The sequence below is a fragment of the Streptomyces sp. NPDC059718 genome (assembly GCF_042733315.1).
Classification (GTDB): domain Bacteria; phylum Actinomycetota; class Actinomycetes; order Streptomycetales; family Streptomycetaceae; genus Actinacidiphila.
Map to the genome: position 1 here is coordinate 63,048 of NZ_JBHWGA010000002.1, position 13,085 is coordinate 76,132.

The 13,085-nt window shown below is 73.0% G+C and carries 11 protein-coding genes; 5 read left to right on the top strand and 6 right to left on the bottom strand.

Translation table 11 applies throughout. From position 1 onward, the window contains the following. Positions 1 to 70: 70 nt before the first annotated feature. Entirely contained in the window at positions 71 to 919 is an 849-nt protein-coding gene (locus ACFV3E_RS02770; RefSeq protein WP_500533045.1) for a YceI family protein, read from the top strand. A gap of 9 nt (positions 920 to 928) precedes the next feature. Then, positions 929 to 1,399, top strand: coding sequence for a PPOX class F420-dependent oxidoreductase (locus ACFV3E_RS02775; RefSeq protein WP_499512985.1), 471 nt, complete (start codon positions 929 to 931; stop codon positions 1,397 to 1,399). Between the two features lie 110 nt (positions 1,400 to 1,509). On the opposite strand, the gene ACFV3E_RS02780 is transcribed toward ACFV3E_RS02775, so the two are convergent. Genes ACFV3E_RS02780 through ACFV3E_RS02795 form a run of 4 tightly spaced genes read right to left on the bottom strand, consistent with a single transcriptional unit; the run spans position 1,510 to position 7,485 of the window. Continuing rightward, complete coding sequence (locus ACFV3E_RS02780) at positions 1,510 to 3,810, bottom strand: ArnT family glycosyltransferase (RefSeq protein ID WP_500533046.1); 2,301 nt, start codon at positions 3,808 to 3,810, stop codon at positions 1,510 to 1,512. Further along, on the bottom strand, positions 3,807 to 5,171 hold the full coding sequence (locus ACFV3E_RS02785; RefSeq protein WP_500533047.1) for a bifunctional glycosyltransferase family 2/GtrA family protein: 1,365 nt from the start codon (positions 5,169 to 5,171) through the stop codon (positions 3,807 to 3,809). Before ACFV3E_RS02785 ends, ACFV3E_RS02780 begins: the two co-directional genes overlap by 4 nt. Positions 5,172 to 5,197: 26 nt before the next feature. After that, positions 5,198 to 6,748 (bottom strand): sensor histidine kinase, encoded by a 1,551-nt coding sequence (locus tag ACFV3E_RS02790; RefSeq protein ID WP_500533048.1) that lies wholly within the window; start codon positions 6,746 to 6,748, stop codon positions 5,198 to 5,200. Continuing rightward, complete coding sequence (locus ACFV3E_RS02795; RefSeq protein WP_500533049.1) at positions 6,745 to 7,485, bottom strand: response regulator transcription factor; 741 nt, start codon at positions 7,483 to 7,485, stop codon at positions 6,745 to 6,747. The genes ACFV3E_RS02790 and ACFV3E_RS02795 overlap by 4 nt, the downstream gene beginning before the upstream one ends. Before the next feature lie 211 nt (positions 7,486 to 7,696). Here ACFV3E_RS02795 and ACFV3E_RS02800 point away from each other — a divergent pair, with 211 nt between their 5' ends. Both ACFV3E_RS02800 and ACFV3E_RS02805 read left to right on the top strand, forming a co-directional pair. Next, positions 7,697 to 8,578 (top strand): LLM class F420-dependent oxidoreductase, encoded by an 882-nt coding sequence (locus ACFV3E_RS02800; protein ID WP_500533050.1) that lies wholly within the window; start codon positions 7,697 to 7,699, stop codon positions 8,576 to 8,578. A 109-nt stretch (positions 8,579 to 8,687) separates the two neighbouring features. Beyond that, on the top strand, positions 8,688 to 9,527 hold the full coding sequence (locus tag ACFV3E_RS02805) for an MEDS domain-containing protein (RefSeq protein WP_500533051.1): 840 nt from the start codon (positions 8,688 to 8,690) through the stop codon (positions 9,525 to 9,527). A gap of 15 nt (positions 9,528 to 9,542) precedes the next feature. On the opposite strand, the gene ACFV3E_RS02810 is transcribed toward ACFV3E_RS02805, so the two are convergent. After that, positions 9,543 to 9,755, bottom strand: coding sequence for an EF-hand domain-containing protein (locus ACFV3E_RS02810; protein ID WP_089225352.1), 213 nt, complete (start codon positions 9,753 to 9,755; stop codon positions 9,543 to 9,545). A gap of 467 nt (positions 9,756 to 10,222) precedes the next feature. On the opposite strand from ACFV3E_RS02810, the gene ACFV3E_RS02815 reads away from it, so the two are divergent. Continuing rightward, positions 10,223 to 12,265, top strand: a complete 2,043-nt coding sequence (locus ACFV3E_RS02815) for a PA14 domain-containing protein (protein WP_500533386.1) — start codon at positions 10,223 to 10,225, stop codon at positions 12,263 to 12,265. Positions 12,266 to 12,866: 601 nt separating this feature from the next. Here ACFV3E_RS02815 and ACFV3E_RS02820 read toward each other — a convergent pair. Then, on the bottom strand, positions 12,867 to 13,082 hold the full coding sequence (locus ACFV3E_RS02820; protein ID WP_500533052.1) for a hypothetical protein: 216 nt from the start codon (positions 13,080 to 13,082) through the stop codon (positions 12,867 to 12,869). Positions 13,083 to 13,085 lie beyond the last annotated feature (3 nt).

Here is a 13,085-nt window from a genome sequence, read left to right on the forward strand (position 1 = left end):
GGGCAGGGGACGGCCCGGGCCGTCCGACCGGACCCGGCCGGGGGAACGCACCGAAGGGCGAGCGAGGTACATGGACACGACGGCAGGAGCCGGGCTGCGCGGGCGGATCCGGACGAAGGACGGTTGGGCGGTGCCGCACGCCGTGGTGACCGTCACCGACATGACCGGGCAGCAGATCGCGCGGGAGGCCGCGGACGCCGAGGGCGCCGTGCGCACCGCCGCGCTGGCCCCCGGGGCGTACACCGTCATCGTGACGGCCGTGGGCTACCGCCCGGCCGCCGCGACGGCGCTGGTGACCGCCTCCGGCTCGGCGGACCTGGGGACCCTGCTGCTGGGCCGCGCCGGCGGCCTCGAACTGCCGCCACCCGGACCGTGGACGATCGACCCGGCGCACTCCGAGGCCGGCGCGGTCGCCCAGCACCTGGGCCTGTCCACCGTGCACGGCCGCTTCAGGACCTTCGCGGGCCGGATCGACGTCGCGGAGCAGCCGCTCGCGTCGTCCGTCAAGGCCGTCATCGACGCCGCGTCGATCGACACCGGCAACGGCACCCGCGACGAGCACCTGCGCTCCGCCGACTTCCTCGACGTGCGGGAGCACCCCACCGTCAGCTACCGCAGCACCTCGCTGGAGCCGGCCGCCGGCGACCGGTGGACCGTCCACGGGGAGCTGACCATGCGCGGGATCACCCGCCCCGTCGACCTCGACCTGGCCTACCTGGGCACCGGGCCGGACGCCTGGGGCGGCGTGCGCGCCGCCTTCCGCGCGACGGCCGAACTGCGCCGCGAGGACTTCGCGATGAACTGGAACCAGGTCGTACGGGCCGGGATCGCCACCATGGGGACGACGCTGAGGGTCACCCTCGACATCCAGGCGGTCCAGGGGAGGGCCCTCCCCGCCGTCGAGCCGGGGGAAGCATAGGCTGCCGTCATGGCTGCCTACATCGCGACCAATACCAGCGTGCAACTCGACCAGTTGCTGGAATTCGTACGACCGCGCCACCGCGCCCTGCTGCTGACCACCCGCGCCGACGGCCGCCCCCAGGGCTCCCCCGTCGCCTGCGGGGTCGACGACGCGGGGCGCCTGGTCGTCTCGACCTACCCCGAGCGGGCCAAGGCCCGCAACGCCCGCCGTGACGCGCGGGCCTCGGTGATCGTCCTGTCGGACGAGTGGGACGGCCCCTGGGTCCAGGTCGACGGCACCGCCGAGGTCATCGACTCCCCCGACTCGGTCGAGCCGCTGGTGGAGTACTACCGCAACATCGCGGGCGAGCACCCGGACTGGGACGAGTACCGCGCCGCCATGGTCAGGCAGGGCAAGTCCCTGGTGCGCGTGACCCCGGAACGCTGGGGCCCGATCGCCACGGGCGGCTTCCCGGCGCGGCTGGCCCCGAAGGACTAGGACCCGTCGTCAAAGGAGCTCCCCCGGCTACCGCCGGGAGGTGCCCCCACCGCCCGAAGGGGGCGGCGGCCCAGTGGCCGCCGCCCCCTTCCGCGTCCCACGACCTGGGTTCAGCTCGGGTCGGTCAGGTCGTAGACGGTCGTTCCGCCCAGGGTGGTGGAGCCGAAGTTCTCCTCCACCCACGAGCTGATCCGCGAGGAGGTACCGCTGCCGCCCCGGCCGCCGCCCCCGCCCATGCCGCCGGAGGCGATGAAGTAGTGGATCTTCCCGGCGGCCACGTACTCCTTGAACCGCTCCAGCGTCGGGGACGGATCGCTGCCGTTGAAGCCGCCGATCGCCATCACCGGCTTGCCGGTGGCCAACTGGTAGCTCGCGGCGTTCTGGGAGCCGATGGCGGCGGCCACCCAGGTGTACGCGTCGGCGTCCTCCAGCAGCGCCTCCTTGGTGGCGTCGGCCACCTGTGAGCCGCCCAGCAGTCCGCCGAGGCCCCCCGCCGCTCCGCCGCGGCGGCTCTCGCCGCCCGTACCGCCGCCGGGGAAGCCCTGGCCGCCCTGGCCCTGGCCTTGACCCTGTTGGCCCTGCTGGCCCTGGCCCTGCTGCCCGTTGCCGCCGGGCATGCCCCCGGGGAAGCCGCCCGTACCGCCGGGACCGCCGCCGGGGAAGCCCTGCCCGCCCTGGCCCTGCCGTCCGTTGCCGCCCGGCGTACCGCCCGGGAAGCCGCCGCGCATGCCGCCGCCCTGCACCGCCGGGCCCGCCGTCACGATGGAGCCGGTGTGCGCCGTCCCGACGGTCTGCACGGTGTACGCCAGCGGCCCGCCGAGGACCGCCACCAGGCCGGCCGCGGCCGCGAGCGGCGCGAGCCGCCGGAGCAGCCGGGCCCCGAGCAGCAGCCCGCCCGCCGCGATCCCGGTGACCAGCACGGCGTACCGCACCCAGGGGTACCAGTCGGCGGAGCGCCCCAGCAGGACGTACGACCAGACCGCCGTGAGCACGACCGTGCCCGCGAGGACCGCCGCGGCCGCGGGGTGCGCGCGCCGCTCCCACAGCATCACCGCGCCCATGCCGGTCAGCGCCGCGATGTAGGGCGCCAGGGCGATGTTGTAGTACTGGTGGAAGATCCCGGACATGAAGCTGAAGGTCAGGAAGGTGACGGCCAGCGCACCGCCCCAGGCCAGGAAGGCCGAACGGCCGGTGTCCGTGCGCGGGGCGCGCCGGGTCAGCCAGAGTCCGGCGACCAGCAGCACGAGGGCCGCGGGCAGCAGCCAGGCGATCTGACCGCCCATGTCCGAGCCGAACAGCCGGCCCCAGCCGGTCTCGCCCCACTGTCCGCCGCCGTTCGGTCCGCCGCCGCCCCCGACCGAACCGGTCTCGTCGCCGGTGATCCGGCCGAGGCCGTTGTAGCCGAAGGTCAGCGACAGGAAGCTGTTGTCCTGCGAACCGCCGACGTAGGGGCGGGAGGACGCGGGCCACAGCTCGACGATCGCGACCCACCAGCCGCCGGACACGGCGGTCACCAGACCGGCGAGACCGAGCTGCGCGAAGCGCCGCTTCACCGTCGCCGGGGCGCAGACGGCGTACACCAGCGCCAGCGGCGGCAGGATCAGCCAGGCCTGCAGCGTCTTGGTGAGGAAGCCGAGGCCGAACGCGACGCCGGCGAGCACCAGCCACTTCGTACGGGCGTCCTCCAGCGCGCGCAGGACGCAGTGCACCGCCGTCACCATCAGCAGGCACAGCAGCGCGTCGGGGTTGTTGAAGCGGAACATCAGCGCCGCGACCGGGGTGAGCGCCAGGGCCAGTCCGGCGATCAGGCCGGCGGCCGGCCCGGAGCGGCGGCGAACGGCGGCATGGAGGACGCCGACCGCGGCGACCCCCATCAGCGCCTCGGGCACCAGGATCGCCCAGGAACTCAGGCCGAACAGCCGCACGGACAGCGCCATCGGCCACAACGCGGCCGGGGGCTTGTCGACCGTGATCGAGTTCGCCGCGTCGGACGAGCCGAAGAAGAACGCCTTCCAGCTCTCGCCGCCCGCCTGCGCGGCCGCCGAGTAGAAGCTGTTGGCGTAGCCCGAACTGCTCAGGTCCCACAGGTAGAGCACGGTCGTGAGGGCGAGCAGCACCAGCAGGGCGGGCCGCGCCCAGCGCGGGTCCTGCGGCCGTCCGCGCCACAGGCGGGCGGCGGTCCCGCGGGGGCGGCCGGTGCCGCCGCCCTGCGGCACGTGGTGCGCCGGGGGTGCCACCGGCGCCAGGGCACCCGCCGGGACGGGGCTGCGCCCCTCGGCGCCGGGCGGCGGGGCGTCCACCGGGACCGGCGTACGGCTCACGACCGCGGGTGCGTGGGCCGGGGGCGGGGGGAGGGGGCGCTGAGCCGGCACGGCCCGGTCCCGGGCCTCGTCGCTGCGCGACGTGGTCATCGGTCGCTCCTCGGGTCGTGCGCGCCGGGACGCGCGGTCGGCAGGGGGACGGTGGCGTCCCGGGTGGGATCCGCGACCGCTACGGGCCGTGTGCCGCCCGTCCGGTCGGGGAAGACCCAGGCGCGGAAGAGCAGGAAACGCAGCACGGTCGCGGCGAGGTTGGCCGCGACGAGCACGGCGAGTTCGGTGCCGTGCGCGGGCGTGGTGTCGGCGACGTGCAGCGCGGCCAGCGATCCGCTGGTGAGCGCCAGGCCGATGCCGAAGACGACCAGCCCCTGCGCCTGGTGCCGCACGGCCTTGTCGCGGCCGCGTACGCCGAAGGTCAGCCGCCGGTTGGCGGCCGTGTTGCCCACCGCCGAGAGCAGCAGGGCGAGGGCGTTGGCGGTCTGGGCGCCGCAGAGGGTGCGGAAGAGCGTGTACAGCAGCAGGTAGGCGACCGTGCTCAGCCCGCCGACGACGCAGAAGCCGACCAACTGCCGGGCGAGCCCGGCCGGCACGTCGGCGAGACCGCGGTCGCGCGGGTCGTCGCCGAAGGGCCGGCGCAGCCGGTCGAGCGGGAGTGCGCCCGTGGCGAGTGCCCTGCCGACCCGCCACACGCCCTTGAGGTCGTCGGTGGCGGTCCTGACGACGTCCACGCTCGAGTCGGGGTCGTCGACCCAGTCGACCGGCACCTCGTGGATGCGCAGCCCGGCCCGTTCGGCCAGCACGAGCATCTCGGTGTCGAAGAACCAGCCGGTGTCCTCCACCAGGGGCAGCAGCCGTTCCGCGACGTCCTTGCGGATGGCCTTGAAGCCGCACTGCGCGTCGGAGAAGCGGGCGGCCAGCGAGGTCCGCAGGAGGACGTTGTAGGAGCGGGAGATGAACTCCCGCTTGGCGCCCCGCACGACGCGCGAGCTGCGGGCCAGCCGGGAGCCGATCGCCAGGTCGGAGTGGCCGGAGATCAGCGGGGCGACCAGCGGCAGCAGCGCGTTGAGGCCGGTGGAGAGGTCGGCGTCCATGTACGCCAGCACCGGCGCCCCGGAGGCCGACCACACCGCGCGCAGGGCGTGGCCGCGGCCCTTGCGCTCCAGCCGGAAGGCGGTGACCTCGGGGAGTTCGGCCTCCAGGGCCGTGGCGATCAGCGGCGTGCGGTCGGTGCTGGCGTTGTCGGCGACGGTGATCCGGAACGGGTAGGGGAAGGTGCGCCGCAGGTGCGTGTGGAGCCGGCGAACGCAGCCTTCGAGGTCCTTCTCCTCGTTGTGCACGGGGATCACGACGTCGAGCACCGGTTCGGTCTGCGCGACGGCCAGGTGCTCACGGGCGGGGAGGGCCTCCGGGCCCCGGGCCGGCCGGCCGGTCGGTGGGAGCTGTTGGGTTCGCATGGCGACGACCTTCGTCCGGCACGCTGTCATGGCGTTGTGGCGGCGCTGAGCGGCAGCTGTGAGTGCGCGGCGGGCAGGTGGACGCGGAAGACGGTGCGGCCTGGCACGCTGTCGATGGACACCGTGCCGCGGTGCGCGGCCACCACGGCCTGGACGATGGCGAGTCCCAGGCCCGTGCTGCCGGCCGCCCGGGAGCGGGAGGCGTCACCGCGCGCGAAGCGCTCGAAGACGTGCGGCAGCAGGGCGGGCGGGATGCCGGGACCGTCGTCCTCGACCTCGACCAGCACCTCCCGGCCGCGCGGCACGACGCGCGCGACGACGGTGCTGCCGGGCGGGGTGTGGGTGCGGGCGTTGGCGAGCAGGTTGGTCAGCACCTGGTGCAGGCGCTCCGGGTCGCCGTGCACGACGGCGGGTTCGTCGGGGAGGCCCAGCAGCCAGTGGTGGTCGCTCCCGGCCGCGCGGGCGTCGCTGACGGCGTCGACGACCAGCGGGGACATGTCCGTCCCGGTCAGGCCGAGCGGACGCCCGGCGTCCAGCCGCGCGAGCAGCAACAGGTCCTCCACCAGGGTGGTCATCCGGCTCGCCTCCGACTCGATCCGGCCGAGCGCGTGCCGGGTGTCCGGGCCGATCGCCTCCCGGCCGCGCCGGGTCAGCTCGGCGTACCCCCGGATGGAGGCCAGCGGGGTGCGCAGTTCGTGGCTGGCGTCGGCGACGAACCGCCGGACCCGGGTCTCGCTCTCCTGGCGGGCGTGCAGGGCGTTGCCGACGTGGTCGAGCATGCGGTTGAGCGCGGCGCCGACCTGGCCGACCTCGGTGCGCGGATCGGTGTCGGCGTCCGGCACGCGGTCGTGGAGGGCGACCTCGCCACGGTGGAGGGTGAGTTCGGAGACCCGGGTGGCGGTGGCGGCGACCCGGCGCAGCGGGTGGAGGCTGAGCCGGATCATGACGAAGCCGGCCATCCCGGCGGCGGCCAGCCCCGCTGCGGTGACGCAGGCCTCGACGACCACGAGGGTGCCGATGGTGTCGCGGACGGTCGTCGTCGGCAGTCCCACGAGCAGCCACCCACCGGTGCCGTCGGTGGCCGACTGCACGCGGAAGCCCCCCAGTCCCGGGACGTCGAGCGTGTGCGGCAGGCCGTCCAGGGGGACGGCCGCGAACGCCTCGCGCTGCGGGGCGGTGAGCGGCCGGGCCTTCAGCCGGGACTGGGTGCCGCTGGGCTGCGCGCTGACACCGGCGGCGGTCACCGCGCCGGTCGCGTCGAACCGGGCGCCCACGGTCCCGGGGGCGATGCCGGGCCCGGTGATGAAGCGCAGGGACTCGGTGCCGGAGCCGTCGGCCCCCGTACCGGTGGTCCTGGGGACCACCGGCGGCCCGCCCGGCTGCTCGCCGCCGTAACCCGGGTCCAGCCGGGCCCGGCCTGCGACCGCCCCGACCTGCTTGTCCAGTTGCGTGAAGAGGAAGGACTGCAGGGCGAGCGTCGTGACCGTACCGATGACCGCGCACACGACCGCGATGAGCGCGACCGAGGAGACCACCAGCCGGGTCCGCAGGGAGGGGCGCCGGCGGGCCCGGCTCACGCCGTTTCGCCCGGCTTGATCAGGTAGCCGGCGCCGCGCCGGGTGTGGATCATCGGGGGGCGGCCCACGTCGATCTTCTTGCGCAGGTAGGAGATGTAGAGCTCGACGACGTTGGCCTGGCCCCCGAAGTCGTAGGACCAGACGCGGTCGAGGATCTGCGCCTTGCTCAGCACCCGGCGCGGATTGCGCATCAGGTACCGCAGCAGCTCGAACTCGGTGGCCGTGAGGTGGATGCCCTGGCCGCCGCGGCTGACCTCGTGGCTGTCCTCGTCGAGCACGAGGTCGCCCACGACCAGCAGCGACTCCTGGCGGCCGGTGGCGGCCCCGGCCCGGCGGAGCAGCCCGCGCAGCCGCGCCACGACCTCCTCCAGGCTGAACGGCTTGGTGACGTAGTCGTCACCGCCCGCGGTGAGGCCCGCGATGCGGTCCTCGACGGCGTCCTTGGCGGTGAGGAACAGCACCGGCACGTCGGGCAGTTCGCGGCGCAGCCGGGCCAGGACCTCCAGGCCGTCCATGTCGGGCAGCATGACGTCGAGGACCACGGCGTCCGGTCGCAGCTCACGCGCGGCGCGCAGCGCGTCGGAGCCGGTGCCTTCGGTGTGGACGTCCCAGCCCTCGTAGCGCAGGGCCATGGAGAGCAGGTCGGCGAGGGCGTTCTCGTCGTCGACGACGAGCACCCGGACAGGTGCGCCGTCGGGACGCGTGAGGTCGGCGGCGGGGGAAGGAGACGCGGTCATGCCCGCATCCTGTGAGCCGCCGCTGAGAACCCCCTTTCCGCTGCCTGTGATTTCCCTGAGAATCCCCTGTCGCGGAGGCTGCCGCGGGACCTGCCGGCGGTCCCGGCGGACACCCTGACGCGCCGCCGGGCCGGGAATGCGCGGGCCGCGGACCCCGTTTTGGTACGAAGGACGTCGAACTTCAAACGGACTTCACGGCGGGAGAAGACCCATGAGCGACAGCCAGACGCCGGCGATCGGGCGCTACGGCCTGTGGAACGCCGGGCTGCGCGACCCCGACCCGGCCCGCGCGGCCGAACTCGCCGAGACCGCGGCCGAACTGGAGGAGCTGGGCTACGGGGCCCTGTGGCTCGGCGGCAGCAGCGGCGTCGAGCACGCGGTGCCGCTGATCGAGGCCACCTCCTCCATCACCGTCGCGACCGGCATCCTCAGCATCTGGCAGTACGGGGCCGAGGACACCGCCGCCCGCCAGGCGGGCATCGAGGCCGCCCACCCCGGGCGCTTCCTGCTCGGGCTGGGCGTCAGCCACGCCCGCCTCGCCGAGCAGTACAAGCACCCGTACGCCGCGATGACCCGCTATCTCGACGAACTGGACGCCGCCGGGGCGCCGGCCGGGAAGCGGGTGCTCGCCGCGCTCGGCCCGCGGATGCTGGAGCTCGCGCGCGACCGCTCGGCGGGCGCCCACCCCTACCTGGTCACCGTCGAGCACACCGCTCAGGCGCGCGCCACGCTGGGCGAGGGGCCGCTGCTGGCACCGGAGTTCACGGTCGTCCTGGAGACCGACCCGGCACGGGCCCGCGAGACCGCCCGGGAGATGCTGGCGTTCTACCTGACGCTCCCCAACTACACCGGCAACTGGCTGCGCCTGGGCTTCACCGAGGACGACCTCGCCGACGGGGGCAGCGACCGCCTGGTCGACGCGCTCTTCGGCTGGGGCGACGAGGAGCGGGTCCGGCAGCGGATCGACGCCTTCCTCGACGCGGGCGCCGACCACGTCGCCGTCCAGGTGCTGGCCTCGGGCGAGGACCGGTCCGGACTGCCGCGCGAGCAGTGGCGCCGGCTGGCCGCGGCGCTGAAGCCCACCGGTCACTGAAGGTCCGCCCGCAGGCAATCGGGGACAGGCCACCGACAGGAACGGAACCCTCCGCTCAAAGGCGTTCAGCGCCCGGCCGCTCCACGGGGCCGGGCGTATGTTCGGCCCCATGGACAGCGGCACCGTGCCTCGTACTGTCTCGGTCGACCGCATGGCGTCCGGCGACCACGCCTGCCTCGGCTTCCAGGACGAGGACGACCGCTGGGAGATCCGCGCCGCCTTCACCGCGATCGGCCTGGCCCGCGGCGAACGCGTCCTGCTCTTCACCGATCCCGGTACGCCCCCGGCCGAGGCCGTCACCCGCCTCAGCGCCCACGGGATCCGCGCCGCCGACGCGGTCCGCCACAGCGCCCTCGTCATCACCCCCGAGGTCCCCGGCTACGACGGCGCCGCCGCCTGGACCGCGCTCACGAACACCGCCCACTGCCACGGCTTCTCCGGCCTCCGCGTGGCCGGCGACATGTCCTGGGCCCTCGGCCCCCGCCTGGACCGCGACCGCCTGCTCGGCCACGAGACCGCCATGACCCCGATCCTCGCGGGCCTCGGCCTCACCACCATCTGCGAGTACGACCAGCGGCGCTTCGCCGCCTCGCTCCTCGACCGGGTCAGGGCGGCCCACCCGGTCTGCGTACGCCCCCGCCACGGATCACTGCGCGCGGAGCGCTCCGGCGACACCCTCGCCCTCCGCGGCGACGCGGACCTCGCCACCCGCAACGACTTCGAACTGGCCGTCCGTCACGCCTTCGCGGCGCCCTCCGGCCCGCCGTACCGGGTCGACCTCACCCGGCTCGCCTTCCTCGACGCCCGCTGCGCATCCGTCCTGATCCGCCACGTGGCGTCCCTCGGCCCCGCCGACCGCGTCACCATCCACTGCCCACGACTGCACGCGCGCACCCTGCGGCTCTGCGGCGCGACCGAGGTCCCCCAGCTCCTCCTCGAGGAGACCTGAACCCCCGGCCCGGCGTCAGGCCTGCTGGGCCGCCCAGAACTCGTCCCACGAGATCTTGCCGTCGCCGTTGGCGTCGACGGCCCTGATGACGCTCTGCGCCACGGTCTCGGTCACGTTGAAGTCCCCGAGCTGCGCCATCACGCTCTTGTACTCGCCCGCCGTGATGAGCCCGTCCCCATCGACGTCGAATCGCGTGAACGCCTTCTTGGCCGCCTCGATGTCCGCCATCGTGACCACCCCTCCTTGTGTGTGCTCGGTCCTGACTGCGCACACCCTAGCCGCCGCAACGACCCCCCAACGCGAGAGGCCCCCGGGTGATCCCGGGGGCCTCTCGCCTGCTGTGCACTCGGCAGGATTCGAACCTGCAACCTTCTGATCCGTAGCTCTGCAGAGATCGGTCAGCGAAGGTCATACCGGTCGTGCTTCGGCCCTGGGAAGACGCTACCCGACAAGGCCGGTTGGTGCGGTTGCTGTACTTCGCTGCTGTACAGCAGCGGCTCCGGAGGCCTGTTGCCTGCCCGGCATCTCGTCAGGTCAGCGCTTTCCATTGACGTCCACCGGTACGGCCGGTGTGAGGCGAACGTCCGTGAAAAATGGTGAGCGGGAGGAGCAACCCTGACCCCGCCTCATGAGTCACACAGGCGTCGCCCGTTTCACGGGCTTTCCCTTGGTCCAGAAGGGGCCCACTCTCTGTGATGACTCGTACCCGGCTGTCCGCGCTGGCCGCGACGGCGGCGCTCGCCACCACCGGCGGGCTGATCACTGCCGCCCCCGCCTCCGCGGCGGTCACCTGCACCTCTCCCGTCTGGAGGGCGCAGTACTTCGGCAACTCCACCTTCAGTGGCACGCCGAAGCTAACCGTCTGCGACACCGCCATCAGCGAGAACTACGGGTCCGGCGACCCGGCCGGCGTTACTCTGCCCAAGGACAACTTCTCCGTCCGCTGGTCCCTCACCCGGGACTTCGGCTCCGGTGGCCCCTTCCGGCTCTCCGCCGCCACGCAGGACGGCATGCGCGTCTACGTCGACGGTGTGCGGAAGATCGACCTGTGGAAGAACGTTTCCACCACCGCCCGCAAGACCATCGACCTGACCATCCCAGCCGGCAAGCACACGCTCCGCGTGGACTACGTCGCATGGACCGGCGTCGCCAACGCCGCCTTCACGTACACCCCGCGCACCGAGGCCGCCGTCGACACGGTCAAGCCGCTCGCCCCGACCGGCCTCACCGCCGCGTACGACCGGGCGACGGCCAAGACCACCCTGCGCTGGACCGCCAACAAAGAGATGGACCTCGCCGGGTACCGCGTGTACCGCCGGCTGAGCGCCACCAGTTGGGCCAAGGTCAGCGGGACGTACCTGCTGACCACCCGGTCCTTCGTCGACGCTCCGCCCGCGACCGGCCAGACCTTCCTGTACGAGGTCCGCGCCGTCGACAAGGCCGGCCGCGAGTCCGCCGGCAGCCCGGACGTGACGGCGACGACCGTCGACCGCACCGGGCCGGCCGCCCCCACCGGACTCACGGTCGCCACGGGCGACGGGTGGTGGGACACCCTGAACTGGCAGGGAGTCGCCGACACGGCGAAGTACGAGGTGTACACCTCGTCCGCGGCTGCCGGACCGTTCGAGCTGCGCGGTACGACGACCGCGACGTCGTACCGGACCAGCGGCGTTGTGAACACGAACACGTACTACCGGGTCCGGGCCCTCGACGCAGCCGGCAACCCGGGGGCGTACGCGACGGTCACCAGCGACGGCGTCGACCGGATGCCACCGAAGTCCCCGACCGGCGTCACCGCCGGCGCCCGTCCCGGCTACACCAATGTGCACTGGAGCCAGCCCGACGGTTTCCACGAGGACTGGGACAACGGCGGGCACTACCGCGTGTACCGCTCGCCCGGCAAGACGTTCGACCCGACCGCGCGCACCCAGGTGACCTGCGTCGCGGAGGAGAGCGACGAGGCGAGCAACGGCGGCAACTGCTACGACGTGGACATGCCCGCGAACACGTACGTGACGTACGCCGTCACGGCGGTGGACCCGTACGGCAACGAGTCGGCGTACTCCGCGCCGGTCGTCGTCCGCACCGGCGACACCGTGGCGCCCGGCCCGGTCACCGGCGTGAAGGTCACCCCGCGCAACGACGGCATGCTGGTGAGCTGGGCCGCCTCGCCCGAGGACGACATCGACGAGTACGTGGTGTGGAAGGGCGTCCGGCAGGCCGACGGCACGGTCAAGTGGCTCGGCCCCGACACCTGCTCGGACGGCACGAGCAACTGGCTCGCGATCCTCTGCGGCAACCTGCCGGACGGCGAGACGCACGTGTACGCGGTGATGGCCAAGGACCACTGGGGCAACACGCTGCACCCGAGCGACCCGAAGGTCACCGTGGTCGAGGCCACCGAGCTCGACGTCCGGCCGTCCGTGACCGTCACCCGGGACTGGAGCCTCGGCAGCCTGGGCCACAACCGGACGGCCACTCGTCCGTCCGTCGACTGGCAGTGCACCGACACGGCCCGCTGCGCCACGGTCACCGGCTACCGCGTGAGCCGGTGGAACCCGGCGACCAAGGCGTACGAGCCCCAGCACGACGGACTGCTCCGAGCGGACGCCCGGACGTGGGAGGACGCCACGGCGACGAAGGGGAACACATACTTCTACACGCTGGAGGCCGTGACGGCCGACGGCGCCGTGGTGGGGACATACCCCTGGTACACCGTCTTCCAGGACCGCGTCTAGCCAGAAATCATTCACCTAAAGCTTTGCTCATTCGTGACCCAGGGGCGGTGGGTTGCTGACGCGAAAGGTCGGCGGAACGGCTTTGACCGGAAGCTGCTTTGGGGCGAGTGATCACGGCCCTGTAAGCTTCCGGCGCGTCGGGCAGTCCGTTGACCTGCGCATGTCGACCCGGCGATGACGCTGCGGGTGTACGCCCACTTGATGCCCGACAGCTAAGAGCGTGCCCGTCGAGCCATCGATACCGTGTTTCAGCGCATGGCTCAGGAAGATCACGGCCCACACGAGGCCCAGTAGGACTCCGACGGCCCCTGGTCTGCCCATCTGTACATGTCAGGGGCCGTTCCTCCTTGAGAAGGCTCTGAACTTCCTCTACTTCCGTCCGGGGGATGGCACCTGCGACGGTGTTCGGAGCAGCGCCCTTGAGCAGGGGAAGGAGCGTCGGCGACTGTCGTCATCTGTCGTCGTCGGCTACCGTCGGACGGCCCAGAGACGGCCCGGGAATGCAGGCCCTCCGTCGCACCGCACCTTCCGATAGGTAGCTCTAGCCGGACGGGGACGGTTACTGAGATGCGGTACCGGGCCGCTGTACCGGGCGCGGTAGCTACCCCGCTCGTTCGAGGCTCAATTCGCTGCGAGTCGGTTCGGCCCGCCACATAGCGGCCAGCTGGGGGTACGACTCGATGAAGCGACGCATCTCTCTGAGCGCGGCAGTCCTCGGAACGCCGATCTCTTCATAGTCGAGCCCGGTGTCCTGATGTCCCAAGTTGTCAAGATCAGCCCATGCCGGGTCCTCGCCGAAAATGAGCTGCAACTCCACCTT

Coding starts and splice junctions, on each gene's coding strand:
- ACFV3E_RS02795 (WP_500533049.1), bottom strand. CDS start 7,485: ATGACCGCGTCTCCTTCCCCCGCCGCCGACCTCACGCGTCCCGACGGC.
- ACFV3E_RS02805 (WP_500533051.1), top strand. CDS start 8,688: ATGGACAGCGGCACCGTGCCTCGTACTGTCTCGGTCGACCGCATGGCG.
- ACFV3E_RS02785 (WP_500533047.1), bottom strand. CDS start 5,171: ATGCGAACCCAACAGCTCCCACCGACCGGCCGGCCGGCCCGGGGCCCG.
- ACFV3E_RS02780 (WP_500533046.1), bottom strand. CDS start 3,810: ATGACCACGTCGCGCAGCGACGAGGCCCGGGACCGGGCCGTGCCGGCT.
- ACFV3E_RS02800 (WP_500533050.1), top strand. CDS start 7,697: ATGAGCGACAGCCAGACGCCGGCGATCGGGCGCTACGGCCTGTGGAAC.
- ACFV3E_RS02775 (WP_499512985.1), top strand. CDS start 929: ATGGCTGCCTACATCGCGACCAATACCAGCGTGCAACTCGACCAGTTG.
- ACFV3E_RS02810 (WP_089225352.1), bottom strand. CDS start 9,755: ATGGCGGACATCGAGGCGGCCAAGAAGGCGTTCACGCGATTCGACGTC.
- ACFV3E_RS02770 (WP_500533045.1), top strand. CDS start 71: ATGGACACGACGGCAGGAGCCGGGCTGCGCGGGCGGATCCGGACGAAG.
- ACFV3E_RS02815 (WP_500533386.1), top strand. CDS start 10,223: ATGACTCGTACCCGGCTGTCCGCGCTGGCCGCGACGGCGGCGCTCGCC.